This window comes from Nonomuraea sp. NPDC050227, assembly GCF_044459705.1.
Classification (GTDB): Bacteria; Actinomycetota; Actinomycetes; order Streptosporangiales; family Streptosporangiaceae; genus Nonomuraea.
The window spans coordinates 165,379-190,809 of the sequence record NZ_JBITJF010000019.1; the positions used below are offsets into that span (position 1 = coordinate 165,379).

21 protein-coding genes and 1 pseudogene are annotated in these 25,431 nt (G+C 67.2%); 10 read left to right on the forward strand and 12 right to left on the reverse strand.

Going from position 1 to position 25,431, the window contains the following annotated elements:
- Window positions 1-2: 2 nt before the first annotated feature.
- Genes ACIBK9_RS50110 through ACIBK9_RS50120 form a run of 3 tightly spaced genes read left to right on the forward strand, consistent with a single transcriptional unit; the run spans window position 3 to window position 2,947 of the window.
- Window positions 3-512, forward strand: coding sequence for a hypothetical protein (locus ACIBK9_RS50110; protein WP_397166365.1), 510 nt, complete (start codon window positions 3-5; stop codon window positions 510-512).
- A gap of 37 nt (window positions 513-549) precedes the next feature.
- Entirely contained in the window at window positions 550-1,245 is a 696-nt protein-coding gene (locus ACIBK9_RS50115; protein ID WP_397166366.1) for a hypothetical protein, read from the forward strand.
- A complete protein-coding gene (locus ACIBK9_RS50120) occupies window positions 1,238-2,947 on the forward strand; it encodes a hypothetical protein (RefSeq protein WP_397166368.1) in 1,710 nt (569 codons plus the stop codon). Before ACIBK9_RS50115 ends, ACIBK9_RS50120 begins: the two co-directional genes overlap by 8 nt.
- On the opposite strand, the gene ACIBK9_RS50125 is transcribed toward ACIBK9_RS50120, so the two are convergent.
- Window positions 2,936-3,493, reverse strand: coding sequence for a hypothetical protein (locus ACIBK9_RS50125; protein ID WP_397166370.1), 558 nt, complete (start codon window positions 3,491-3,493; stop codon window positions 2,936-2,938). The genes ACIBK9_RS50120 and ACIBK9_RS50125 overlap by 12 nt on opposite strands.
- A 163-nt stretch (window positions 3,494-3,656) precedes the next feature.
- Here ACIBK9_RS50125 and ACIBK9_RS50130 point away from each other — a divergent pair, with 163 nt between their 5' ends.
- On the forward strand, window positions 3,657-4,421 hold the full coding sequence (locus ACIBK9_RS50130) for a DUF6585 family protein (protein WP_397166371.1): 765 nt from the start codon (window positions 3,657-3,659) through the stop codon (window positions 4,419-4,421).
- Here the strand turns inward: ACIBK9_RS50130 and ACIBK9_RS50135 are convergent.
- On the reverse strand, window positions 4,343-4,804 hold the full coding sequence (locus ACIBK9_RS50135; RefSeq protein WP_397166372.1) for a hypothetical protein: 462 nt from the start codon (window positions 4,802-4,804) through the stop codon (window positions 4,343-4,345). The two genes, ACIBK9_RS50130 and ACIBK9_RS50135, sit on opposite strands and share 79 nt — an antisense overlap.
- A gap of 17 nt (window positions 4,805-4,821) precedes the next feature.
- On the opposite strand from ACIBK9_RS50135, the gene ACIBK9_RS50140 reads away from it, so the two are divergent.
- The 5 genes from ACIBK9_RS50140 (at window position 4,822) to ACIBK9_RS50160 (ending at window position 9,547) form a co-directional block, all read left to right on the forward strand.
- Entirely contained in the window at window positions 4,822-5,385 is a 564-nt protein-coding gene (locus ACIBK9_RS50140; RefSeq protein WP_397166374.1) for a helix-turn-helix domain-containing protein, read from the forward strand.
- Between the two features lie 833 nt (window positions 5,386-6,218).
- Window positions 6,219-6,752 (forward strand): hypothetical protein, encoded by a 534-nt coding sequence (locus tag ACIBK9_RS50145; protein WP_397166375.1) that lies wholly within the window; start codon window positions 6,219-6,221, stop codon window positions 6,750-6,752.
- Window positions 6,753-7,213: 461 nt separating this feature from the next.
- Window positions 7,214-8,587 (forward strand): ISL3 family transposase, encoded by a 1,374-nt coding sequence (locus ACIBK9_RS50150; protein WP_397166376.1) that lies wholly within the window; start codon window positions 7,214-7,216, stop codon window positions 8,585-8,587.
- Window positions 8,473-8,835 (forward strand): transposase, encoded by a 363-nt coding sequence (locus tag ACIBK9_RS50155; protein ID WP_397166396.1) that lies wholly within the window; start codon window positions 8,473-8,475, stop codon window positions 8,833-8,835. The genes ACIBK9_RS50150 and ACIBK9_RS50155 overlap by 115 nt, the downstream gene beginning before the upstream one ends.
- Before the next feature lie 376 nt (window positions 8,836-9,211).
- Entirely contained in the window at window positions 9,212-9,547 is a 336-nt protein-coding gene (locus tag ACIBK9_RS50160; protein WP_397166377.1) for a hypothetical protein, read from the forward strand.
- Between the two features lie 606 nt (window positions 9,548-10,153).
- Here the strand turns inward: ACIBK9_RS50160 and ACIBK9_RS50165 are convergent.
- Window positions 10,154-10,792: pseudogene (locus ACIBK9_RS50165) on the reverse strand (Tn3 family transposase).
- Between ACIBK9_RS50165 and ACIBK9_RS50170 the strand changes: the two are divergent.
- Window positions 10,742-10,849: a hypothetical protein gene (locus ACIBK9_RS50170; RefSeq protein WP_397166397.1), complete on the forward strand. Its 108-nt coding sequence runs from the start codon at window positions 10,742-10,744 to the stop codon at window positions 10,847-10,849. The pseudogene ACIBK9_RS50165 and the gene ACIBK9_RS50170 sit on opposite strands and share 51 nt — an antisense overlap.
- A 472-nt stretch (window positions 10,850-11,321) precedes the next feature.
- Here the strand turns inward: ACIBK9_RS50170 and ACIBK9_RS50175 are convergent, their stop codons facing one another.
- The 9 genes from ACIBK9_RS50175 to ACIBK9_RS50215 all read right to left on the reverse strand — a co-directional run bounded on the left by ACIBK9_RS50175 (window position 11,322) and on the right by ACIBK9_RS50215 (window position 25,197).
- Complete coding sequence (locus ACIBK9_RS50175) at window positions 11,322-12,167, reverse strand: SAVMC3_10250 family protein (protein WP_397166379.1); 846 nt, start codon at window positions 12,165-12,167, stop codon at window positions 11,322-11,324.
- Between the two features lie 624 nt (window positions 12,168-12,791).
- Entirely contained in the window at window positions 12,792-13,148 is a 357-nt protein-coding gene (locus ACIBK9_RS50180) for a tyrosine-type recombinase/integrase (RefSeq protein WP_397166381.1), read from the reverse strand.
- Window positions 13,149-13,332: 184 nt separating this feature from the next.
- Complete coding sequence (locus ACIBK9_RS50185) at window positions 13,333-13,470, reverse strand: hypothetical protein (RefSeq protein ID WP_364101106.1); 138 nt, start codon at window positions 13,468-13,470, stop codon at window positions 13,333-13,335.
- 17 nt (window positions 13,471-13,487) lie between these two features.
- On the reverse strand, window positions 13,488-15,572 hold the full coding sequence (locus tag ACIBK9_RS50190; protein ID WP_397166382.1) for a carbohydrate-binding protein: 2,085 nt from the start codon (window positions 15,570-15,572) through the stop codon (window positions 13,488-13,490).
- 12 nt (window positions 15,573-15,584) lie between these two features.
- Entirely contained in the window at window positions 15,585-18,083 is a 2,499-nt protein-coding gene (locus ACIBK9_RS50195; protein WP_397166384.1) for a carbohydrate-binding protein, read from the reverse strand.
- A gap of 19 nt (window positions 18,084-18,102) precedes the next feature.
- Window positions 18,103-20,442 carry a glycosyl hydrolase family 28 protein gene (locus tag ACIBK9_RS50200; RefSeq protein ID WP_397166386.1) on the reverse strand — a complete coding sequence of 780 codons (2,340 nt, stop codon included), beginning with the start codon at window positions 20,440-20,442 and terminating at the stop codon, window positions 18,103-18,105.
- On the reverse strand, window positions 20,439-22,241 hold the full coding sequence (locus ACIBK9_RS50205) for a glycosyl hydrolase family 28 protein (protein ID WP_397166387.1): 1,803 nt from the start codon (window positions 22,239-22,241) through the stop codon (window positions 20,439-20,441). The genes ACIBK9_RS50200 and ACIBK9_RS50205 overlap by 4 nt, the downstream gene beginning before the upstream one ends.
- Window positions 22,238-23,413 carry a carbohydrate-binding protein gene (locus ACIBK9_RS50210; protein WP_397166389.1) on the reverse strand — a complete coding sequence of 392 codons (1,176 nt, stop codon included), beginning with the start codon at window positions 23,411-23,413 and terminating at the stop codon, window positions 22,238-22,240. The genes ACIBK9_RS50205 and ACIBK9_RS50210 overlap by 4 nt, the downstream gene beginning before the upstream one ends.
- On the reverse strand, window positions 23,410-25,197 hold the full coding sequence (locus ACIBK9_RS50215; RefSeq protein ID WP_397166391.1) for a glycosyl hydrolase family 28 protein: 1,788 nt from the start codon (window positions 25,195-25,197) through the stop codon (window positions 23,410-23,412). Before ACIBK9_RS50215 ends, ACIBK9_RS50210 begins: the two co-directional genes overlap by 4 nt.
- Window positions 25,198-25,431: the final 234 nt, after the last annotated feature.

The following is a 25,431-nucleotide window of genomic DNA, read 5'->3' on the forward strand; positions in this document are numbered from 1 at the left end:
GCATGCGCACATGCCTTATCATCATCAGCGCCCTGCTGCTCACCCTGGTGGGCGGCGCCGGTCCGGCCGCTGCCCAGCCCGACAAGCCAGGCCCGTACTGGTGCTCGCCTGAGTACGACTGGAACCCCAGCCCGTGTGAAGGGCTCGACCCCATCGATATCAACTGCTCCGGGAACAGCACCACGGTGTTCGCTAGGAGCATCGACTACCTCGGCACCCATTATGGAACCTTGGAGATCCGCTGGTCACCCGCGTGCGGGGTGAACTGGACCAGGATCGTCGGCATCAGCAACGGCGCCTGCTTCTGGGCACAGGTCCGCTCTTCACACGATTGGCACCAGTGGCCGGCGCCGGGCACTGGTGCGTACTGCGGCGGTGACAGGATGTGGACCGATGTCACCTTTGCCCCGAACGAACAGGTCAACGGCACGTACTGGCTCTCGACCGACGGCGGGCACAGCTACGCCTACTGCGAGTCCTGGTACCAGAACTACACCAGAGGGGGATGCTGAAATTCGCGGTTCAACCGTCTCGTGGAGTGATGACCGCGTGCGCCGGATCATGATCGTGGACGACGACGACATCAGTCGGCACGGCCTCGCCGTCATTCTCTCCTCGGCGCCCGACGTGAGCGTGACGGCAGCCCTGGACCACCGGCAGGCCCTCGCATGGCCCGACTGGCGACAGATCGACGTGGCGCTCGTGGACGCCGCCGACGAGCGCCGCGAGGACGATCACTTCCCCGGCGTCGGGGTCGTGGAAGCCATTCGTGCCGGCGGCTCGCGCGCGACTGTAATCGTTCTCACCGGCCACTTCTTCGACGGAGCCATCCGCCGCAGGATGAAAGAGGCCAGAGCCGACTACTTCTATCACCGCAGCGAACTGTCGGACGCCGCTGTGCTGCTGGATACCGTACGGAACCCGAGGAGGGCCGTCCCCGACCTGACCGACCCCGAAGAGGCGATACGACACGGGGTCTCCCGCCACAGTCACGTCAACCGGGCCGTACGACATGCTCTGGAGCGGGACCTGCGAGCCGCGATCGCCGAGCGGCAGAACCCTCGCTCGCGCGGGTGGGAACGATTACGCCGCGACTTCAACCAGGAGGCCGAACTGATCGCGATGACCTCCGACGGCCGTATCCCTGATCGTCACCAGGAACTGCCGTCGCTGCCGCAGATCTCCCGGTTCCTGCAATGGGCCACGCGGGTCAAGACCCGGTGGCTGCCGGCCGGCGATGGCTGACCTGCCGTCGTTCGTCCAGGTCGCCGCGGCCACCACCAGCTTCACGACCACCAGGTTCTTCCTCAACATGCGGCTGGCCGTGCGCATCGCGGTGTGTGTCATGGCCGTGACCAGCACACGGATCAGCCTGCCGGCCGCATTGAGCGCCTGCCTCGTGTGCATGGTCTACGACCTGACTCTCTACGGGTGCATGCGCCGTGGTTCGCCACTCCCTCCATGGCTCCGGCTGGCTCTGGACGCGGTCGATGTCGCGCTCTGGTCGGCTGCGATGTGCGACGCGGTGGACGCCCCGGCGCTCATCGCCTCGCCGCTGGCCTTCGAGCGGGCGCTGTTCCGAGGTGTGCGCGCCCTCGTCGTGCCGATGGTGGTCGGGGTCGCGACGAACGCGATTCTGCTGGCCACGGGTCAGCCGTACAGCATCTCCCCACTTCTCTGGCCGGCCTTCACCGTGGCGGTCGGCCTCGGGCTCGCCCGCTACCTGGAGCTGCGCATCCACCGGCATCTGCATCAGGCTCTCGCCGACCGTGAGGCGGCACACGGCCAGGCGGAGCTGGCCGGCCGCCACAGCGTCGCGGTGGGTGCCGACACCGTGATCGACCTGCTGACCCGCACCTGGCCGCTGCTGGCCGTTCCGGGCAAACCGGTCGGCTCGCCGCTGACCGCCTGGCGCCAGCAACTGGCCGAGCAGACCACCGGCCACGCTGACTACCTGTCCGCCGCGCTGCTGCGCTGGGAGCAGCGCCACAACCTGGCCAGCCCGGACCTGTCCAGAGACGTGCGGTTCCGCACCGAGGGAGGCTGCGCCTCCCTTCTGCTGTCGCACCGGCAGGTGGCCATGCTGGAGACCGCTCTGGTACGGCTGGCGGTCCGTGATCTCGTCGTGGTGACCGTGCCGGACCCAAGGCCGCTGGCGCAGCGGCAGGAGTTGCAGATCGGCAGCACCTTGGTGATCCTTCCCGAGGACGCCCAGGCCCGCATCCCTTCCCTCGACCCGGGACCGAGCATGATCGCTCTGGGCGCGGTCGGCAGCTTGACCCACTCCTGGCCCACGATGGACGGGGTGCCCCTGCCGGCCGGCCTGTTCCTCATGCTCACCGGGCTGGCCGTGGCGTGGTGGTGCCACCGACAGATCGTCATCGACGGCGATGCGGCGCACGGACGGGTGCTGGCGGCCGCGCTGGCTTTCGGCGCGGTGGACGCCCTGGTCGCGACCGCGCTCATGGCCAACCTGGTGGCCGGTGGCCTGACTAGGTTGCCGTTCCTGCACTTCCCGCTGTTCGTCGGCCCGCTGGCGGTCATGTACGTCAGGGACCTGACCCGCCTCCAGCGGGCCACCACAGCCGCAGGCTTCGCGGCCATCTTCATGGCCTCGTACGCCCTCCTGCCCCTCTCCCTCCACCCAGCCGACGCCGCCGCGCTTTTGTGGCCACTGGCCTTCACTCTGGGTGCCTCCGGCATGCGCGACCTGCTCGACCTGGAGACGGCGGCCTTCGACGAGATGATCGCGGCAGAGCGGGAGGGAGCAGTTCGCGCGGGCTACCGGGGCGGCCGCCAGGCGGTGCTCGAACTCGTACGCCAGGAACAGGAGGAGGCCGAACGACGCCTGAGCGAGGACCGGGCGTTGCTCGACCCCTTCCTACTGCCCGAGGCCGAAAGCCGACTCGCCGTGGTCCGCGCCCGGCTGGCCGCGTTATCCCAGTGAATTCGGCTTGGTGTCACATACCTGCTTGACCCCGTGCTGCGCATCCGTGCCCCAGCCGATCTTCTTGCTCTTGAACGCCTGCCCGTTGGCGTCGGTGAAGCTGAACCCCACGACCTTGGTTCCGGAGCCGATGTACCACCAGCCGGTACGCGGCTTCTCATCCACGCCGATGCCCTCACCCGGCGCGGAATCCTCGGTACGCGGCCTGCCGAAGCCGGCGTTCGTCCTGATCTTGAAGCGCACGATGCCGGTGGCGTGGTTGTCGGGCACGTAGAAGAAGAAGTCACACGACTTCGCTACGTTGCGGACGCCGTAGAACACCTCAACGCATGCCTGATCGCCATTCGTGTACGTCCAGCCGATGTTCGCCGCCTTGTCCTGGAACCACTGGTCAGATCCAGGACACTTCGTGGTGCCCGCCTCCAGGACGGTGACCAGGGGCTTGGTGTAGTACACCGTCGGAGGGACCGCCGCTGCAGGGCCCGCCCCGACCAGGCTCGCCGCCAATGTCATCCCCGCCGCAACGGCCACAGTTCTGGCTCGCATGTTGCTCTCTCCTTCGCTTCGTGTGTATCACCGTAAAGCGGGGGGATGCGCGTTCCAGGCCCCTGGATCACGCACCACTGCGCCGTACCTTCGTCGTGCCGCCCTGGTCGGAGGCGAACGGCCATCGAGTGGTGAACCGGGCATGAGATGGGGTGGAACGACAGTGACGTTGTGGACAGGACTGGCGAAGGTCAGAGCCGCAGCCGAAAAAGAAGGGCTGGGGGCGGTCGAGCGGTGGTTCTCTACAGGGTTCCACTACTGGGACTGGCGCAGGTTTCTGCTTGGGGCGGTCATGCTCTTCTGCGCCGCCGTTGTCGGCGCCGGTGAAGTGCTGTACATGCCGTTGCTCGCCGGCGGCTCCGCGGTGCTGGCGTGGGCCATCCTGCCGCGCGTGCTGTCGATCGGGCGACGGGTCTATGTGTGTGAACGAGGCCTCGTCGAGACACGAATCGGACGGGCGTACGTCCTGCCCCTTGACCGGATCACCGGTATCCGCCGCGCCGTGACCGAGCTTTACGTCAACGGCGCGCACCACGCGACGGCCCACGCCGTGACCGTTGAGACCGCGGACCGAGGTCGCTTCACCTACGACAACCGGTTCCGCAATATCGAGGACCTCGCTGACATCCTTCAGCAGAAAGTGGTGAACGACCATCTGCTGCCCTTGCTCGCGGAGCGTTTCGGGGCCGGGGAGACCATCTCCTTCGGTCCACTGTCCGTCAGCCCCGAAGGGATCGTCCGGAAGCGGAGACTGCTTCCCTGGGGCGAACTCGACGGCACAGCGATCGCGCAGGGCCGTTTGACCGTTCGCAAGAAGAACGCGCTCCTCTCATGGGCGAACCACCACACCTACGACATCCCCAACCTCACGATCTTCCTCGCCATCGTCAGCACCGCCGCAGGCTGGTCGCCTTCCTTGGACCGGTGAGCCCCCAGGCTCGGGCGATGGGTGGTGAGGTCTTCTCGAACGGCTCCTGCCCGGAACAAGTACGCGGCCATGAAGGTGGCCGCGAAGCCTGCGGCCGTGGTGGCCCTCTGGAGGCGGGTCAGGTCCCTGACGTACATGACCGCCAGCGGGCCGACGAACAGCGGGAAGTGCAGGAACGGCAACCTAGTCAGGCCACCGGCCACCAGGTTGGCCATGAGCGCGGTCGCGACCAGGGCGTCCACCGCGCCGAAAGCCAGCGCGGCCGCCAGCACCCGTCCGTGCGCCGCATCGCCGTCGATGACGATCTGTCGGTGGCACCACCACGCCACGGCCAGCCCGGTGAGCATGAGGCACAGGCCGGCCGGCAGGGGCACCCCGTTCATCGTGGGCCAGGAGGCAGATGAGGAGGCTCGGTCTTGTTCCAGGCCAGCACTGTGCGGTGTGGGAACCGCGGAGGCTTGTCGCGCTTGGAATCGAGCACAGGACCGGCTACCGGTGGCGGGCGGAGAGTGGCAGGCTACCGCCAGTGCGGCTGGCTGAGAGCGCCCGGTCGAGCCGCTTCTTGTCGCTGCTGGACCGGCAACGGGGCGCGACCTCGCGGGCACAGGGCCTGGGAGTGCGCGCGATCGCCGACCGCCTCGGACGCTACTCATCGACCATCAGCCGCGAGCTGCGGCGCAATGCACTCCCGCACGATCGAGGTGTCTACGACGGTGATCTCGCTCACGCACGAGTGCGGCAACGGGCCCGGGGGCCACGTCAGGGGCAGCTGCCGGCAGACGCACAGCTCCGCGCGGAGGTGCAGGCCAAGCTGGAGCAGGACTGGCCCCGAGCAGATCGCTGCCTACTTGCGCAGTACGTGTCCGGGCCGGCCGAGGCCCCTCTCGCCGACCGCGAAACCGCTACCTGCGCCCGGTCCCGCTGGCGGCCCGTCACGACGCGCAAGCCGTTCGCGATGGCCTGATCGCTGTCGTCGACGGCCTGCCGCCGGCCGTGCGGCTGACGCTGACCTGGGATCAGGAAGCGGAGATGGCTCATCACGATCAGATCTAAGTGAAGGCCTCTTTTCGGCCCATCCAGGCGGCCCATGCATCGCGGCAGCAACGAGAAACTAACGGGCTGCTCCGCCGGTACTTTCCCGAGTGCACCGGCCTGTCCGCTCACATCGAAGCAGACCTAAGCGCCATCGAGGAACGCCCCAACGACTGTCCCCGGAAGGCGCTCGGTCGACGCACGGCGGCCGAGCGTCTTCCACGAAGGTTTGGCACTATGACTGTCCATCACAGGTTCGGCGATCGCTCGAATCTGCCCTAGAACCCGAGCATCGCCTGGGGGCAGTATTCATGCGTCGTCGACAAAGCTCCGCGTGGAACCCCCATCGACCGCCAGCGCCATGTCTGGGGACGGTGACGGCTCAGCGCGTCTTTCATCGTCTGCGCGGCGGCGCTGATGTCCCCGCGCCTCCTTGACCGCGAGCGCGTGGACGCCCCGCGGCGCCCCAGGCGCGGAGATCAGTGACATGTCGACCTCGTCGAACGCCTCCGCGCCGGTCTCTGCGGCTCACGGCACGTCGACCAAGTCGAAATCAGGCATCCGACGCCCCGACACCCTAGCTGTCGATCCGCAACTCGCCGGGATCAGTGGGGGTGCTCGCCCCGGGGATCTCCGCACCCTCGCCAGCCGATCAAATGCTCGGCAGGCCCCGTATCCCCGAAGGGTGTGCGATCCAGCACTGTAGATCACGCACCCTTGTCGACAATCATGAGTTCCGCATCCGAAGAAGAGGAGGAGCTCACCATGTCCTTACGCAAACTCCGGCTTGCCCTCATCGGCTTCATGGTGGCGCTGCTTGGCGTTGCGGTCACTGCCCAGCCCTCGTACGCGGCCGGCGCAACTGCGTGCATCACTAGCCCGAGCCCGGCCAACTGCGACGGCCTGGATGCCGGACTCCCGGACAATGACCCCAGCGGAAACGGCGGCTCCAGCTGCTTGCCTGGCTCGTATCAGGTGGGCCAGAGCGTGGGCTACCCGTTCATCCCATGGTTGGACAGCGACGGCTCAGTGAGGGTCCAGCTATGGTGGTCACCGCGTTGCAGGAGCAACTGGGCCCGCGTCGTGCAGGTCATCGAAACCCCGGAGACGGGCTGGTTTCTGATCGGCATCCAGCGTAAACCGTGCAGCGGCTGCGCCCTCGACTTCCCCATGAACGACTATGGGCACCTGACGGGCGTTGGGTCGGCGTGGATCAGCCCCATGCTTTACGCCAACAACATCCAGGCCCGTGCCGGCATCACTGAGGGCAGCACCTGGCAATTCGGCGAGTGGTACTGAGCCTGCCGCCGGTTCGGTGAGCTGGGGCTACCGGCTCACCGACGATCCTTCGGCCTGCCCTGCACCGGCTCCCAGCCCAGCTGGGTGATCTGCCGGTGCACTGCGGCATCCCGGCAGTCAGGTCGACGTCCTCCACCGCAGTCCGACGGCCTCGCCTCGGCGTAGCCCGCGCAGGGCGATCAACGGGTGGAGCGCGAACAGCCGATGGCTGACTGCCTGGGAAAGAAAGGCGAAGGTGTGCGAGAACGCCCAACTGCCTTACTGGAAACGGTTTGCTGGAGCGATGGTCCCGCCTCCAGGATCACGGCATGAGCGATGAACCGGCCGGACTGGACGACCTCTGTCGACGACGCGTGAATACTGGATCAGGCACACTTTCCGTGATCGGACCCGTTGCGTAGATCACGGTTCGGGCGTTCCGGCCGGTAGCCGAGCCTTTGATCACGAGCATCTGCAGCGTGTTGATCAAGGAGCTGGTCGCCGTCCTGTTCCCTCATCTGGTCGGTGTGTGCGTGGAGCAGGTCTTCCGGTCGGGAAGCACGGTGCGGATTCGGGCCAGGACCGGCACCGTGGAGGCTGCTTGCCCGGCCTGTGGCACGCCGTCGCAGCGGGTGCACAGCCACTATGAACGGCGACTGTCCGATACCGCGGTCGGGGGCCAGGAGGTGCTCATCCAGTTGCGGGTGCACCGGTTCTTCTGCCGCGCTTCCACGTGTGCGAAGGCGACGTTCGCCGAGCAGGTGCCGGGGCTGACCGTCCGGTACGGCCGTCGCAGTGTCCGGGCGGCGAGGGCGTTGCAGGCCATCGCGCTGGCGTTGGGTGGCCGGGCCGGAGCTCGGCTTGCCGGCCGGCTGGCGGCCTCGGTCAGCCGGATGACGCTGATCAGGCTGATCCGCGCTCTGCCGGATCCCGCTCCGGCATCCGGTCCGCGGGTGCTCGGTGTGGACGACTTCGCCCTGCGGCGGGGTCACTCCTACGGCACGATCCTGATCGACATCTCCAGCAGCACTGTCGTGGACGTGCTGGTCGGCCGGACGGCCGACACCCTGGCAGCGTGGCTGCGCGTGCACCCCGGGGTCGAGATCGTCTGCCGTGATCGAGCCGGCGCGTATGCCGAGGGCATCGCCCGGGGCGCGCCGCACGCGACCCAAGTTGCGGACAGATGGCACCTCTGGCGGAACCTCGGCGAGGCCGTCGAACGCACCGTCACCCGCCACCGCGATCATCTCCAGGCTCTGACCGCCGCACCTAGCACGCGCACCGACACCTCCCCACTTGCAGCTCCACCTGCGGCGCCGTCCATCCCGCCCCGCTCGCCCGCCGACCGTCGAGACCGCATCGCCACCCGGACCCGCGAGCGGCACGCCGCCGTGCACGCCCTGATCGAGCAAGGCCAAGGGCTGCGGGAGATTGCCCGCCTGCTGTTCCTGGGCCGCAACACTGTCCGGCGCTTTGCCCGCGCCGCCAGTCCCGAGGACCTGCTCGTTCACGACGGCACCGGCCGGCGGCCCAAGAGCCTGGAAGCCTACGACGCCTACCTGCGCAGACGGTGGGCCGAGGGATGCACCAACGCCGAACTTCTCTGCCAGGAACTGCAGGCGTTGGGCTTTCGCGGCAGCGGCACCAGCGTCCGCCAGTACGTCCGGCCCTGGCGCGACGGAACGCCTCCCGCGCCGATATCGACGCGACGCCCACGGTCCGGCAGGCCACCGGCTGGTTCCTGCGCAACCCCGCCCACCTCGACCCCGATGAACACCGCCATCTCCAGGAACTCACCACCACCTGCCCTCAACTGGCGGCGCTTCAGCTGCACGTGCGCCAGTTCGCCGAGATGATGACGCACCGCCACGGCCAAAACCTGGAGACCTGGATGACCGCGGTCCTGGGAGACGATCTGCCTGAGCTGCACTCCTTCGTCACCGGACTACGCCGCGACCAAGACGCCGTCACTGCCGGGCTCACCCTGCCCTACAGCTCCGGGCCCGTCGAAGGGCACGTCAACCGGACCAAGATGCTCAAGCGACAGATGTACGGCCGCGCCAACCTCGATCTCCTGCGCAAACGCATGTTGCTGACCGACTGAGCAGGGTCCGTCACGGAATATGTGCCTGATCCAGAATTCGGCCGTCGTTGACAACCTCGTCATTCAGGGCCAAACGATCAGAGGTATCAAGCTCAAGGACACCTTTGAATGCAGCCTTCACGAAGCCCTCGACGTCTACGTGGACCGGTATCGCCAGCTGCGCCAGACGCGGATCCCGACGGCTTCACCGAGAGCCATCAGGAGTACTGGAGAGGCTTCTATTCCTGACGACCCAGGCCTTCGGCGGGCCGCTCCGGCTCCGGGGTGATCGGGCGGGCGGGCTGTACGCTCGTGCGAGCCATGCGACGGGCGCGCCCGGTGATGGCGACGCTATGGTCTTCGCCCGTCCGGCGCTGATCTTGACGAGCTTCGAGAGATGCTGAGAACCCAAGCGGCGCTGGAGCGAGGCGCGCAGGATGAGGGCGATACCGAGTTGATGAAACTCTGCTGCGTGCAGCTGTTCAATGCCGATCACCTGGACGATGTGCTGACGATCTGGGATGCCAGGCGGTCGAGCTGGGATGCCGGCTCTTCTGTCGATGTTCAATTGCTCTGCGGCGCCGGACTTGAGGAAACCAAGGCATATCTCACCGCGACGAACTCGCCCGAGGCGTTGGTAACGCTGGACCACCTCCTGTTGTGTGAGAGGGCTGGCGACTTCGAGGGCTTCTCCTTGGAGTCGAGGTCATGTTTGTACGCGGAGTACTACTAGGGTTAAGCAATGAGCGCTCGCGCCTGCCTGTGCCATATGCATGCAATGAGCTGTTTGCATCTCTCTGCGGCGGTTGTGGCTCACAGCGTCATCCCGAGGTCGGCGTCCGCCTGATGACATGGTGAAACCCTGGTAGACGGGTTGATTACCACAATCACGTCCGCCACAACCAGGGGCCCCGGATGTGCTTCCATCGCGCTGCCGTCGATTTGTCGCGCTCAACGCTGAACTACGTCGCCGGCCCCTTCCGCCGGCACCGCAGGGCCATCGGCTCGGCCTGGCGGCTGCTCAACCGGGACAGCAGTGCGCTTGCCGAGCCAAATCGCGGGCGGCCAAGTCGGCGGCGGTGCCAAGCGCGGCCGCCAGACGACGTTCTAAGCGCCGGCGCGCAGGCCGCGTGCCCTGACCACCGCCGTAGACGATGGGCTCCAAGGCCACGCCGTCGCGGACGTGCAGCGCAGCCACACATGGCAATCTGCGCAAGGTCTTCGCCAAACTCGGCATTGTCCTCGACCGGGACGCTTGGGGCGCGCAACTGATCGACCGCAGCCGACAGGTACTTGGAGTTCTACAGCGCGACCGCATTGACGACCAGCCCCAGAGCTGCTAGCTAATCTTCTTGTCCTTCGCGGTAGGGCTTGCCCGTAAGATCTGCCCGCCTCCGCCTCGGCAGATCTTACGGGCAAGCCGGTGCCGGGACTTCTGGACGGTGAGCTGCTTGTTCAGCTTGCGGCGGTAGGTATCGTCGATCGGGTTCAGAATGGACAGCAGGTACAGGGTTTTGTCGATGCGGCCGTATTCGGCGAACGCTTGCCCGAGCGGGGTTGGCCGCCCGTTGCGGGCGAACATGCGCAGCAGGTCGTAGGCGCGGACCTGGTCGGTCGCGAGTGATCGGGGCGACCCAAGTCATGTCCGACCACTGGGTGTGAATCTTCTGCCGTTGATCTTGTTGCGGGCGATCGCCTCCAACGGCCCATAGTCACCCGGGGCGTTGCTGCTGAGCACCTCCGATCGCCAGAACCGCTGGTCGCCCAGGTCGGCGAAGCGGGGCGTGAACCGGTAGCCGAGCATGGAGAAGATTCCGAACACCGTGTCCGAATCGGACGCCCGGTCGGTCGTGACGTGACCAGGTCTAGGGCATATACGGCGTTCGAGGAGCTGCCGTCGCTGTCGGATCTGGAGAAGTTCTTCTTCCTGAATGCGTTCGATCGGGATGTGATCGCGAAGTCGCGTCAGGACTCGCATCGCCTGGGCGTGGCCGTCCAGATCATCAGACAAAACCCACCCCACAGGCATGGGTGACCCCGGTAGAGATGCTATTAATCACCTTCAAAGCGGCGATTATGTCAGATATCTGAATTTCACGGCCGATCTGATCACACACCAAAGCCAGGAAGTCACGCTTCGCACAAGATTATTCTCAACGCCAACGGCTGTTCCTGGGGTCCTCGACTCCGGTCCTGTCGTCACCAGCACGTGCCTTCCAGCAGCGGGTGGCGACTTGATGGTCAGCTTCAGCCAAGCTCGAAGGGTGGATCCGGTTGGGTTTGCGTCAACTACAGACCCGCTGGCGATCCGGTGGCGGGAAGCGGTCTGAAGGATGTGATCAACCGGACGGCCGCAGCCCGGCGAACTACGAGGAGTTCGAAAGTCGAGGGTCTCCAGAAGGATGATGCGATCACGCCTGCAGAAGGGGCCGCGAGGTGGATGCCAGAGAATATCAGCACCGAAATTTCGCTGCTGATAAGTATCGCTCTGGCCCGTGGTTGAGGGCTCAGGAAGCGGTATTTGTGCGTTGACATCGCCTCGATGAGTTTGCATGTCGTTCCACAAAGAGAGGGCTGGCGACTACCAGTTGGCTGGTATCGAACTTGGAATCGAGATGCAAGACTGCGGTCACTTGAGCATAGCCGGCCATCCAGCCTGCCATCTGTGATGCAAGAGTATCCACGAACCTCTCAGTGGGCTCATTTCGCTTCAGTTCGTGCTGGAGGATCTCGCCAGGGGTCCGTTGAATCGGTAAGCCTAGGTCGAGATCGCGCAGCGTTTGGCCAGCGTACTTAGCTGGTTCTATGAACGGTGGCAGGTTCACGGTTTTATTGTTTATCCGTTTACGAATGGTCTCGTTCTCCTTCTCGGCGATAGTGGCTAGCCATTCGGCGAAAGCTGGGCCATGGGAGAAGCTGAACGAGGTTTCGGGAACGTCGGCGGCGCCGACGAGATGAGCAGGTGACCCATGAAGGAGTAGACGCGTAACCGTCGGAGAATCATGGGGTGTCGGCTCCCAAAAGAAGAGCATGGCGCGAGATTGCCCGTACCCGTCTTCCCATCGCCGAAACTTGTAACTGAGGCGTGCCTCAAATTTTATCCATTGGCCAGGCTCAAGTGCCTCGTCCAAATATGATGCAAGAGGTCGATGGGCTCGCTCAATATAGCGGATGACTTGAGCAAGATTGAGGTGGCGGACCGAGGTGCCGTTGGCCAGCGAGACACTTGCCTCTCCCAGCCCAAATGGACCCTTGATTGCCAGGCCGGTGATCCGCTCCCACCAGCCACTCGCGGATCTTCTTGGACTGAACTGCCTGAGCTTCCGCTCTGACACGTAGACAAGCTCCCGCATGGATCAATCATGGCACCAGTTCGAACCCTGCGGCGGGCTGGAAAACGATGGCCCTTCGATGGCTCAACCACGGTGGAGGGCGCAACAGCGCCAATGCCCAGAACAGCTTGGAACTGGGTATGGGAGGTCGGTTGCCGCGGCCCAAATCAATGGCGGCACTGATGCTGGTCTGCGGGCGGTCATGAGGCGGAGTGGCCGGCTCGTACCGACGAGATCATTCCCGAGAGGAGTCGGTGTGCGGCAGCTGCCTTGACCCGTGGTGGGGCCGCGGGCCGTCGAGGTAGGAGGGGGGCGTCTGCTGTGGCTGGCTCTAAAGATACGCGCGAATCAGCGCCTGTGATCGCGGGTCTTGGCTCATCGCCTTCACAGCGCCAGGCGATGGAGGCCGGGGACCCTCTGGGGACCACACGTCCTGCTCGCGCCAGCGCGACCTGCAGGCCGACGAATGGCGTGCTCAGTGCGAGAGATGTTTGACATGCGGAAACGCGTACTCCCATGTTCTGGGGGTCAAGGGGTCGCAGGTTCAAATCCTGTCGTCCCGACGGTTGTAAAAGGCCGATTGACTTGGGTGTAAACCCAGGTCAATCGGCCTTTTCTCGTGTCTCGATCCTGACCGGTGATCTTCTAGGCAACTCGCAGTTGGGGACCACTTGGGGACCACGTCCCCGCCATGTGTGCGCTAAGCGCATTTCCGGCCTCGGCGATGGCGCTGAGGTCTGGGTGGAGGTAGCGCTGTGTAGTCGTCAGAGAGCCGTGGCCGGCGATCTTGCGAAGGACATGGAGGGGAACCCCCGCGTCGGCCATCCACGTCAGTCCCGTTTGGCGGAGATCGTGGCGGCGAAGAACGCCCTCGGTGAGCATCCGGCGGACCTGCTCATGCGGGATCCCGGCACTCGTACCGATCTTGCGCAGACCCCACCCTTCACCCCGCGCATCCGCCATCGCGACCATCAGCGCCGCATCGGTCACCTCGTCCAGCATCGCGCGCAGCTCCGCCAACCGGCGCAGCCGTACCGCAGGCGCCAGATCGGCGACCTCCCGGCAAAACGATCAACATCGCACGCAGGAACGCCACACCCTCAGAATCCGCCACCGGGCAAGACTGACCTGGTCAGACCTACGGTGTTAACAGATGTGACACCAAACCCGGTTCACCGTTCCACTCCTACTGGCAGGCCACGTTGGTGGCGTTCTCGGCCTCATATCGTACGGTCGCCGCGCGGGCGGGCAGCGCCACCAGGGCGGACAGGATGACACAGGTGGCGGCGATCGGGACAAGGGTGCGTAATCGGGATGAGAGCACGTTCTTTCCTCCGAAGGTCAGGTGAGGGTGATGCGATCGAGGTTGGGGCCGCCGTTCGCGGTGACACCGGTCAGGCGGATCGTGTTCGGACCGGCGTTCAGCGTGACGGTGAGGGCGCTGTCGGCCCAGGCGTCCCAGTTCGCCGTCGGGCCGAACGAGCGCCCGGCTGACACGACTGTGCCGTTGACGGCGATGTCCATCGGGCGGTCGGCGGTGGTGCCGTTGGCGTAGCGGATGGTCAGGGTGGCCGGGCCGCCGGTTCCCTGGACGGTGAACTCGACGTAGGAGCCGGTCACGTTGTCGTTGTTGACGAAGCCCGTGCCGGTGTAGCCGATGTGGTTGGACTCGACCGCGCCCTGGAAGATCGTGGCGTCCTCGGCCTGGTAGTCCGCTGAGCTCGGTGCGATGTCGAGGTAGTCCACGTTGGGGCCGCCGTTCGAGGTGGTCGCCGTGGCCCGGACGATGTTCGCTCCTGTGGCGAGCGGCAGCGTGAACGTGGCGTTCGCCCAGGTGTCCCAGGAGCCCGTGCCGGGGAAGTCGCGGGTGAGGGTCACGCCGTTCAGGGTGACGGTCATCGGGCGATCGGCCGTCGTGCCGTTGGCGTAGCGGATGGTCAGGGGCGCCGGGCCGCCGGTTCCCTGGACGGTGAACTCGACGTAGGAGCCGGTCACGTTGTCGTAGTTGACGAAACCCGTGCCCGAGTACCCGGCATGGTTGGATTCGACCGCGCCCTGCGAGATCGAGGCGTCCTCGGCCTCGTACCGGGGCGCGGCGGAGGTGGGACGTGCGCGGATGAGGCGGGTCTCGCCCGGGCGCAGCGTGGCCGCGTACGAGGTGGCGACCGTGCCCTCCGATGCCCCCGACCACAGGTTCGTGACGTCGGCGGAGCCCGTGAAACCGACCTGCGACCAGGTGACGCTCACCGTGGAACTGCCCGACGTGCCCGTGTTGTACAGAGCCACGATGTAGTCGCCGTTCGCCTCCCGCTTGCGCCAGACCTGGTTGACGCCGCTGTTGACGACACGCTGCGCGGCCACCCCGTCCTGGTCCACGGCGATGAGCCGGTCGTTGGTCAGCATGGCCAGGTCGGTGGCGGTGAGCGCCGTCAGGTCGGTGCCCAGCAGCAGCGGGCTGGCGATCATCGCCCAGTGCGTCATGTGCGAACGGCGCTGGTCGGCGGTCAGCCCAACCTGGTCACCGTTGCCGACCTGCAGCGAGTCGTAGTCGTTCCACCCGCCGGGGCCGGCGTAGGGCTGCCAGGAGGCGGCGGAGTCGAACCGGCTCACGACGTGGGCCCAGTCGGTCAGGGGGAAGCCGCTGCCGTTCGGGCCGGGGCCGCAGTAGCACTCGACGTCGCCTTGGGTGCGCCAGCTGTTGGCCAGCCGTTTCCATGTGGTGGCCTGTGCGATGGGGAGGTTGTTGGACAGCGCGAAGGTGATGGGACGGCCGGTCTGGCGCAGGGCCTTGTCCCATGCTTCGACGTCGGCGACGGTGGTCGCGTCCACGCCGTCGATCTTGAGGTAGTCGACGCCCCAGGAGGCCATCTGGTTCGCCCAGGAGTCGATGAACGCCTGCGCGCCCGGATGGGAGTACTTCAGCCGGTACATGTTCTTGCAGTTGTAGTTCTTGTGCGTCTGGGTGGTGTCGGCGATGTCCTGTGCGTGGTAGGAGGTGCCCTCGATCGGCTTGTTGGCGGTGACGGCGTTCTTTGCGATGCCGGGCGTGACGTAGAAGCCGAACTTCAGCCCCTTCGCGTGCACGTAGTCCGCCAGGGCCTTGATGCCGCTGGGGAATTTGGCGGCGTCCACCGCCCAACGGCCGAAGGAGTCGACGACGAAGCCGTTGGCGTCGCACTTCTGGTAGAAGTCGTCGAGGTTGACGTACACGTAGCCCTTGGCGGCCAGGCCGCTGCTGACCAGCGCGTCGGCCTGGGCCTTCATCTTGGTCTCGTCCGGCCAGCGGCGGACGAAGCTCCAGCTGCTCCAGCCCATCGGGGGCCTGATCGACAATCCGTTGTCCGAGGCCGCGGCGGGCGCGGCGGGACCGGCGAGTCCCGCCGCGCCGAGCACCAGGACCGCGACGGCCGCGCGCCACCTGTTCATGGGGCTCCTCCCCTAGCTGATCGTGATGCGGTCGAGGTTGGGGCCGCCGCCCGCCGTGGTGGCCGTGGCCCTGATGACGTTGGCGCCCGCCGTCAGCGGGACGGTGAGGGATGCGGTCGCCCAGGTGTCCCAGTTCGCCGTCGGCGGGAACGAGGCGGATCCGGCCGGGACGCCGTTGACCGTGATGTCCATGGGCCGGTCGGCGGTGGTGCCGTTGGCGTAGCGCAGCGTGAGGGTGGCCGGGCCCGTTCCCTGGACGGAGAACTCGACGTAGGAGCCGATCAGGTTGTCGTAGTTGACGAAGCCCGTGCCGGTGTAGCCGGTGTGGTTGGACTCGGCGGCTCCCTGGGAGATCGTCGCGTCCTCCGCCTGGTATGTCGCGCTGCCGCCCGCGGTGAGGTCGAGATAGTCCAGGTTGGGGTTGCCGCCCGCGCTCGTGGCGGTGACCCGGATCGTGTTCGCGCCCGCGCCGAGCTGCACGGTGAAGGCGTGGGTGGCCCAGGTGTCCCAGTTCGCCGTCGGCGGGAACGAGGCGGATCCGGCCGGGACGCCGTTCACGGTGATCGCCGAGGGCCGGTCGGCGGTGGTGCCGTTGGCGTAGCGCACCGCCACGGTCGCCGGTCCCGCCGCGCTCGCCTGGACCGGCCACTCCACATACGAGCCGGTCGCGTTGTCGCCGTTGACGTAGCCGGTGCCGCTGTAGCCGGTGTGGGTGTTCTCGAAGGCGCCCTGGGAGATGGTGGCGTCCTCGGCCTCGTGACGGCCCGGGGGAGGAGTGGCGCCGCCGGGGTACTGTTCACCGATCCAGGCCTCGTCCACCCGCCAGCGGGCTATGCCGTGGTGGCCGGTCTTGGTGAGCCTGACGTAGCGGGCGGTCCTCGCGGGCAGGTCGATGATCTGCACGCCTCTGGCGTTCGGCACGGTGCCCGTCTTGATCGCGCTGCCCCAGGTGGAGCCGTCGTCGCTGACGTGCACCTGGTAACCAGAGAGGCGCGCCGACCCCGAGGACGGGTAGACCGTGGAGTCTTCGCGCTGGTTGAGCGCCACGTACTGGACGCGCTTGGCCGAGCCGAGGTCGAAGGTCAGCGTCGCGGGCTCGGCGGCGTCGCTGTCCCAGAAGGTGAGGAAGTCGCCGTCGCCCGCCGCCGCGGCCGGATGCCCGCCGGCGGCCGAGCCCGCCGACATCGTCACGCCGGTGTGGATGCCCTGCCGTCCCCTGGAGACGACCTTGAAGACCGTGTCGTAGGGGTCCCAGCCCGAGATCCCGCTCAGCGTGAGCGTGCCGCCGGCCTGCGTGAACGTGACCGGGGCGCCGGTGCGCAGATTGGTCACCGAGGCGATGGCGTAACCGTTGTCCCGCAGCGACAGCGTGCTGCTGGACGGCGGGGTGAGCACGTGGACGTAGTGCCGGTTCGGATCGTTCTTCGCGATCGTCGTCACGCCGTGCGCGCCGTCGTTCCAGAACCCGGGTTTGAGGCCGCCGTACATGTAGCCGCCGCCCTCGGTGCCGTCCAGCGACTCCCAGATCTGGTCGAGGTAGCCGGCGGCGAAGGTGTTGAAGGCGGCCTGCTGCGCCGGGAACCTGCCGTTGACCATGGCGGTCTCGGCCATGAGCGCCTTGACCGACGATCCGGCGTTGGTGACGAGCCGGCCGAGCGTGAGCTTGCGGTCCACGGCCTGGTCGGTGCCGCCGTACCACCAGGGGCCGCCGGTGGGGAGCTTGAAGTCGGCCTCGATCAGGCGCGGCAGCGCCGTGTAGAGCGCCTGCGGGTAGTCGTAGGACGGCGTCATGCCGGTCTTCTGCTCGTTGCTGATCATGTCCATGATCGGCGTGTCTTCGTTGTTGTTCGACAGCGTCATGTCGGGGCGCTGCTGGTAGATCTTGGCGTAGAGGTTGTTGCGCTCCCAGTAGGCGTTGTCGTTGTCGATCCAGAACCCGGCGAGTTTCGGGTAACGCTGCATCTGCTCGAAGAACTGCAGGTAGCTGAACTCGCCGAAGCCGTCGCGGGTGGTCAGGTCCACGGGGTGTCCCACGTAGGCGGAGAAGGCGGCGGAGTTGAGCCACGAGCCCGACGACAACCCCTCGCTGTGCCACTGCGGGTCGTCGGTCATGTAGTTGATGACCTTGAGGCCGCGCGCGTCCGCGGCGTCGATCAGCTCGCCGAGGAAGTCGCGCGTGGTGCGGCAGGAGCCGGGGATCTGCGACGGGTACGGCCTGGCGTAGCCGAGCCTGCTGTGGAACGTGGCCAGCACCAGGTACTGGGCGTGCAGCTTCAGCGCCTCGTTCACCCAGTAGTCCGGCGTCCAGCCGCCGCTCGTGACGTCGGATTCCCAGGCGCTGCAACTGGTGTGCTGGGGCGAGGTGCGTTCGCCCCAGTGCAGGAACAGCCCGGCGGTCGAGCCCCGCAGGAACACCTGGCGTGGATGCTGCAGGTCGGCCCGCGCGGCAGGCGCGATGAGCAGGAGGGCGAGCACGGCGATCATCGCCGTCCGCGACGACGCACGGAACATGACGGGGCTCCTCGGGCTTCTAGGCGGGGGTGGCGACGTCGAGATGGTCGAGGTTGGGGCCGCCGGTCGCGGTGGTCGCGGTGGCCCTGACCGTGTTGGCGCCGGCGACGAGCGGAACGCTGATCGAGGCGGTTGCCCAGGCGTCCCAGGAACCGGTGCCGGGGAAGCCGAGGACGGCGGCCACCGTGCCGTTGACCACGATGGCCATCGGACGGTCGAGGGTTGTCCCGTTCGCGTGGCGCAGGGTGAGGGTGGCCTGTCCGGCGGTGGCCGAGGTGACGGTGAACTCCACGAAGGAACCGGTGAGGTTGTCGTAGTTGACGAAGCCCGTGCCGGTGAAGCCCGGGTGGTTGGACTCGACGCCGCCCTGGGAGACCGTCGCGTCCTCGGCCTCGTACCTGGTCGGGGGCGGGCCGTCCGCGGGCTCGAAGGCGGGGTCGCTGGACAGGACGACCCGGTCGAGGCGGGCGCCGTCCTCGCGGTAGGCGAAGGTGATGCTCTGCCGGCCCGGCGCCAGGTCGTAGGTGACCGGGAGTCGCACCCAGTGCCATGCCGTGCCAGGCGGGATGTTGTTCCAGCTGGTCCAGGCCCCGGTGCCGGAACGCACCCAGAACGAGTCATCGGAGGTGGTCGCCGCGATCACGCGAGCCCACACACCGAACGTGCCGGCATCGGGCACGTCGAACGGCAGCGTCGTCCAGCCGGTGGACGGCGGGCTGGTCTGGCTGTTGTTGCCTGCGGCGACGCTCACGTACGAGCCGCCCGAGGCCGCGGGGTCGGCCGAGATGCGCATCGGCTCGGTGACCGTGCCGGACTCGGCCTCGGAGTACCGGGTGACGGGGTTGCCCGGTATGGGGGTGGAGTTCGTGGGACGCACGCGCAACGCCCCGCCGCCGGTGTTCGCGCTGTCGCGCACGGCATACCCGGTGACGCCGCTGAAGCCCACGTCATAGGCGCTGCCGGTGCCGCGTTGTGCCACCACGCCGGTCAGCACCACGTTCGAGGCGTCGTCGACGATGACGGCGGGCCGGTCGTCGTTCTCGTCGAACCGGGTCTCGCCGTTGAGGGTGATGCCGGTGGCGTGCCTGATCCAGTACCCGTACGAGGGCCGTGCGCCGTAATCACGCGGGGGATAGGTGGTCAGGAACTCCCCGGGGACCCGGGTGGCCTCCGAGGCGGGGTGCCCGCCGGGAACCTGGAGATCCACGTCGGTGAGTGTGATGCCCGGACCGATGTCCACCGAGGGTGTGCCCGTCATGGTGCTGGTGTAGTCGGAGGCGCCGACCGTGCCGGTCACGACGGGGGCGCTCAGGTCGGTGCCGGTGACGCGGGTCAGGGTGATGTTCCTGATGCGCCCGGCGGGCGGGGAGCCAGGACAACGTCTCCGTTCGCCGATCTTGAAGAAGAGGGGCGAGGTCGTCTTGGTGAGCGTCACGTCCTCGTAGGCGACGTCCTCGATGATCGCGCCGTCCATGGAGACGATGCCGATGCCGGCCTTGCCCGCGCCGAGCACGCTGATCCGCTCGAACCTGAAGTCGCGGAAGTTCCCGCAGGTCTCCGAGCCGAACTGCAGCGCGTTGTTCTCGTGGGAGTAGACCGTGGTGTCGCGAACGCGGACGTTCTGGCTGGTGTAGGTGTGCCCGAGGGCGTAGTCGCTCTTGAACACCAAGGCGTCGTCGCTCGCCTCGATGCGGCTGCCCGCGACGGTGACGTTCCAGCTGTTGATCAGATTGACGCCGTCGCGCACGCCGCTGCTGGAGTAGACCGTCGTGAGGTTGTCGATCGCGATGTCGTGACAGCCGTTGATCAGCGCGGCGAAATGCCCGCCACGCCGGAAGGTGACCCCGGACAGGCTGACGTCCGAGCACTCGGTGAGCGTCAGCGCTTTGTCGGCCTGGCCCGAGGAGGGGGTGCCGGTGACGAGCTTGCCGTCCCCGTCGATCGTGCCGGCGCCGGTGAGGTGCACGTCGGTGACGCCGCTGCCCCACATGAGTGAGTTGTGGAAGTGGCTGTGGCCGTAGTCCTGGTAGGCGTCGTTGGCGTTGGCCTCGGGAACGTCCATGCCACTTCCTGCAGCCAGGATGGTGGCGCCGCCGTCGAGCCTGAGCGTGATGTGGGACTTGAGGTGGATCGTTCGAGCCCGGTACCGGCCTGGAGGAAACACGACGATGCCTCCAGGGGCGGCGCTCGCGGCGTTGATCGCCTGGTCGACGGCGTCGTCGTCGTTCGTCGAGCCGTCCCCGGTCGCGCCGTAGTCACGCACGTCGAACTCCGCGGCGGCGAACGCCGTGGCGGACAGGGCGGGGATTCCAGGCCAGACGAGAGCACATACCAGAAGAATCCTTCGCAGGACGGTCATGGCCGGAGCTCCACGTAGTCGAGATTGGGCAGGCCGCCCGAGGTCGTGGCGGTGAGCCGTACGGTGTTGACGCCCGCCACCGTGGGAATGACGGCCGAGGTCGAAACCCAGGTCGTCCAAGCGCCGGTGCCAGGAGCGTTCACCGACGGATTGACCAGCGTGCCGTTCACTGTGAGCGAGAAGGGCCGGTCGGTCGTGGTCCCGTTGGCGTAGCGGATGGTGAGCGGGCGCTGGCCGGGCTCGGGCAGCGTGACGGAGATCTCCACGTAGGCTCCCGTGACGTTGTCGCTGTTGACGAACCCGGTCCCGGAATAGCCGGCGTGGTTGGACTCGACGACGCCCTGCGAGATCGTGGCGTTCTCGGCCTCGTAGCGGTCCGCGGGCGGCGGCTGGGTGTTCGAGATGTCCCTGCCGTTGACGAAGACGCCGGTCAGCACGAGGTCATCGACATAGGTGGCGGTGGGAGCGGCCGTGGTGACGCGGGTGAACACGCTGTTGCTGATCGTCACGTTCTTGATGTGGTCGCTTGAGCGTCCCTGCAGGTCGTATGCCTGCGCGGCGCCGTCGATCGTCACGCCGTCGGCGGTGACGTTCTGCACGACCGGCGGCAGCGATCCGGACGTCTCGTAGTTCAGCGTGATGAAGAGGGCGCTGGGCTCCAGGTTCCTGCCGGAGATCCGGCGCAGATGGACTCCGTCCACGAGGCCGCCGCGGTTGAAGCTGGTCTTGACGTAGAGGGCGTACTTGAGGGGGTAACGGCCGGGGAAGTCGGCGGGGTTGCACACGCAGTCCTCGGCGAAGACGTCGCGGACGCCGCCGGACATCTCGCTGCCGATCGTGACACCGCCCCAGCGACCGCTGAACCGGCAGTTCTGGATCACGATGTTCTGCGACGGCCTGCCGACGCGGCGTCCGTCCCGGTCACGGCCTGACTTGACCGGGACGCAGTCGTCGTTGGTGTTGAACCGGCAGCCGGTGATCAGGACATCGGTGCACGAGTCGGGGTCACAGCCGTCGCCCTGGGAGTTCGTCGAGTAGAAGGTGACGTCGCGCACGGTGACGTTCGAGCAGTACACCGGATGCAGGGTCCACATCGCCGGGTTGCGCAGGCTGACGTCCTGCACGAGCACCCCCGTGCAGCGATAGAGCCCGATCATGTTCGGGCGCAGTTTGTGGCCCGCGCCGAACTGCCGTTGTGCCACCGGGTGGTCGCCGGCGCCCCAGGCGCGGAGCTGGTCCCGGTCCGCGCCGCCGTTCCCCCACGAGGCCCACTCTCCCGCGGGCGCGTTGCCGTCGATGGTGCCCGTGCCTGTGATCGCGATGTTGGTCTGGCCGTCGGCGTGGATGAAGGGTGAGTAGTTGTAGCACTCGATGCCCTCCCACCGGGTGAACACGTTCGGCAGGTAGGAGCCGGTGTCGGTGCGGAACCTGATCGTGCCGTTCACCTGGAGGTTGACGTTCGACAGCAGGTGGATCGCGCCGGTGCGGTAGACGCCCGCCGGGACGACGACCCGTCCGCCGCCCGCGGCGTTGCAGGCGGCGATGGCCTGGCGGAAGGCGGAGGTGCAGTCGGTGGTGTCGTCGCCGACGGCCCCGTGGTCGGTGATGGAGAACGTGCGGTCGGGGAAGGCCGGGGGCACGATCCTGGCCAGGATCTCGGGCACCCGGTCCCATGGGCTCGCCGCGGTGCTCCCCGCGGCTGCGCTCGCCGCCCCTCCTCGCGCCTTGCTCGACATGGTGATGATCGCGCCGCCTGCGAGGATCCCCGTACGCAGGACGTCACGCCGCGACGGTCTCATTGGAGCACCTCCAGGTAGTCCAGGTTCGGGCAGCCGCCGGCCGCGGTCGCGGTGAGGCGGATCGTGTTCGCACCGGCGACGAGGTCGGCGGCGATGCTCTTGGACGCCCACGCGGTCCAAGAGCCGGTGCCGGGGAAGGAGACGGCGGAGGCGACCAGCGTGCCGTTGACGGAGACGTCCATCGGGCGGTCGGCTGTCGTGCCGTTGGCGTAGCGGACGGTGAGCGTGGCGGACCCGGCCAGCGTCTGCGCCGTCCACTGCACGAAGGAGCCGGCCACATTGTCGCTGTTGACGAAGCCGGTCCCCGAGTATCCGGTGTGGTCGGACTCGACGGCTCCTTGCGAGATCGTGGCGTACTCAGCCTCCAGCCGCGTCGCCGTGGCGGCGACCTGTTTGTAGGCACGCATGTTCGTCAGCAGCAGGTAGCACTCCTGCAGCGAGCCCGAGGTGTCGCCGAGCGATCGGTAGATGCCCCATTTCGGGCGAACCCGGTCACCGAGATAGGTGTCGCCGGTCCTGGTCGCGTCGATCAGCGTGGTCCCCGCGCGACGCAGGACCCAGCGGACCGAGCCTGCGCTCCCTTCGCCGATCCTGATCTCGTACTCGGCGTCGATCCAGGTGTCGTGCAGCGGATTCAGGGGCGCCCGGCCGACCAGCACGTCACCCTCGATGATCTTGTGTTCGATGGTCTGCACGCCGTCCACACGGCGTAACGACGTGACGGTGATCGGAAGGGTGCCCGTTCCCGGTCGCTTGGTCTGGCTGATGTGGGTGAAGGTGGTGGAGGCCTTGAGCGAGCTCGGGATGTACATCGAGTACGTCACGCGCCAGGTCTCGCCGAGCAGCCACCGGAGGTATCCGGTCGGTGTCCGGGTGCCGGTGACCTCCTGGCGCTGGCGGTCCGTCATCGTGTCCCGGTCCACCGTGTGCATGGTGAAGCGGAAGTTGTTCCCCTCGGGGAAGATGTGCGGCTGACCGGCCGGATGGGAGCCGGCCCGATCGTCCTCGATCGTCTCGAACGCGTCGAGGCCGCCGGTGGACGCCTCGGGCGCCCACATCAGCTTCCACGCCACGCCTGACGTCGTCGTGGCGGGGCGGGCTGCGGCCGGGGCGAGCAGTGCCGCGCCGACGAGCGTGCCGAGCTGCGAGCGTGACAGGTTGCCGCCCGTCATGAGCCGACCTCCAGATAGTCGAGGTTGGGGCCGCCGGCGGCCGTGACGGCCGTCGCCCTGACACTGTTGCCCCCCGCCCGCAGCGGGGCTGCGATGGCGGTGGTCCGCCACGTCGACCAGGCCCCGGTGCCGGGGAAGGACTTGCCGGGCGCGACCACGATGCCGTTGACGGCGATGTCCATCGGCCGGTCGGACGTCGTGCCGTTCGCATAACGCAGGGTCAGGGTGGCGTGTCCCGCCGCGGCCGCATTCACGGTGAACTCGACGTAGGAGCCGATGAGATTGTCGTAGTTGACGAAGCCGGTGCCGGAGTAGCCCGCGTGGTCGGATTCGGCCGCGCCCTGGGAGATCGTGGCGTCCTCGGCCTCGTAGCGGACCCCTGTGGGCGGTGGCTGTCCGTACAGGGTGCCGTTGATGCGGACGTTCTGGAGCAGCACGTTGTCGGCGTTGGTGATCTGCGGGGCAGGTGCGTCGATCTGGGTGAACACGCTGTTGGTGATCGTCACGTTCCTGATGTGGCTCGCGGCCGAGCCCGACAGCTTGACGGCGAACGGGGAGCCGGCGATGGTCAGCCCGTCCACGGTGAGGTTCTGGATCACCGGGTTGACGATGGGGCCGTTGCCCGGGCCGGTGAGGCTGTAGTTCATGTCGACGAAGAAGCCGCCGCGGTCGCACGGGCCGCCGGTCAGATTCCGGACGTGGACGCCGTCCACCACACCCCCGCGCCGGTTGTTGGTCTTCAAGTAGACGGCGTAGAAGCTGTGGTAATCGGAACCGGCGTGGATGCGGTTGTTCTCGGCGAAGACGTCGTGGACGCCGCCGGACATCTCGCTGCCCACCGTGATCGCGCCCCACCGGCCGTAGTAGTCGTTGTCGCGGATGACGATGCCGGTCGACGGTACGCCGACGCGGCGGCCATCGGTGTCACGGCCCGACTTGATGACGGTCCCGTCGTCGCCGGTGTCGAACGAGCAGCCCTCGATCAGCACGTCGGAGCAGCATTCGGGGTCGACGCCGTCCACCATGGCGCCGCGGCTGTAGATTTTGATCCGCCGTAGGGTGATATTTCGGGACAGCACTGGATGGACCGTCCACATGGCCGGGTTCCGCAGGTTGAGATCCTCGATGAGGATGTTCGTGCAGTCGTAAAGCTGGATCATGTTCGGCTTGAGGTAGTGCCCATCGCCGAACTGCCGCTCTTCCACCGGCACGCCGTCCACTGCCTGTTGCTGCAGCAGGTCCCAGTCGGGGCCGCGCTGGGAGTCGAAGCCGAACCAGGGGCCGGCCGCCGCGTTGCCGTCGATCGTGCCGGTTCCCGTCAGCGCGAGGTTCGTCTGGCCGCGGGCGTAGATGAAGGGCGAGTAGTTGTGGCACTCGATGCCCTGCCAGCGGGTGAAGACGTTCGGCAGATAGGAGCCCGCGTCGGACCTGAACCTGATCGTCGCGCTGGACTCTACGTGCAGGCGCACGTTCGACAGCAGGTGGATCCTGCCCGTCCGGAACCTACCGGTCCCGGGCACGAGTACGGTCCCGCCGCCCGCGGCGTTGCAGGCGGCGATGGCCTGGCGGAAGGCGGAGGTGCAGTCGGTGGTGTTGTCGCCGACGGCCCCGTGGTCGGTGATGGAGAACGTGCGGTCGGGGAAGGCCGGGGGCACGATCCTGGCCAGGATCTCGGGCACCCGGTCCCACGGGCTCGCCGCGCTGGTGGAGGAGGCCGGGAAGGAGGCGGACGCGGTGGGGGCGAGGAGCGCGGCCTTGAGTACGGCCCTTCTGGACGGAGGCATCAAGGGCTCCTGGGATCGGTCCGGCGGCCGCGCGCCTGCGTGGCCGCCGGTGGTTTCACTGGATGGCGGAGCGGCGGATCGTGTCGGCGCTGCCGTCGCCGTTGTTGTCGGAGTTGGTCGAGCCGAACCAGATGGCGGTGGCGCCCGGCACCTTCTCGACCAGGCGCAGCCTGCCGTACGTGCCGTTGAAGTAGGAGTTGACCGTCGAGACGTTCTCGCCGTTCAGGACGATGC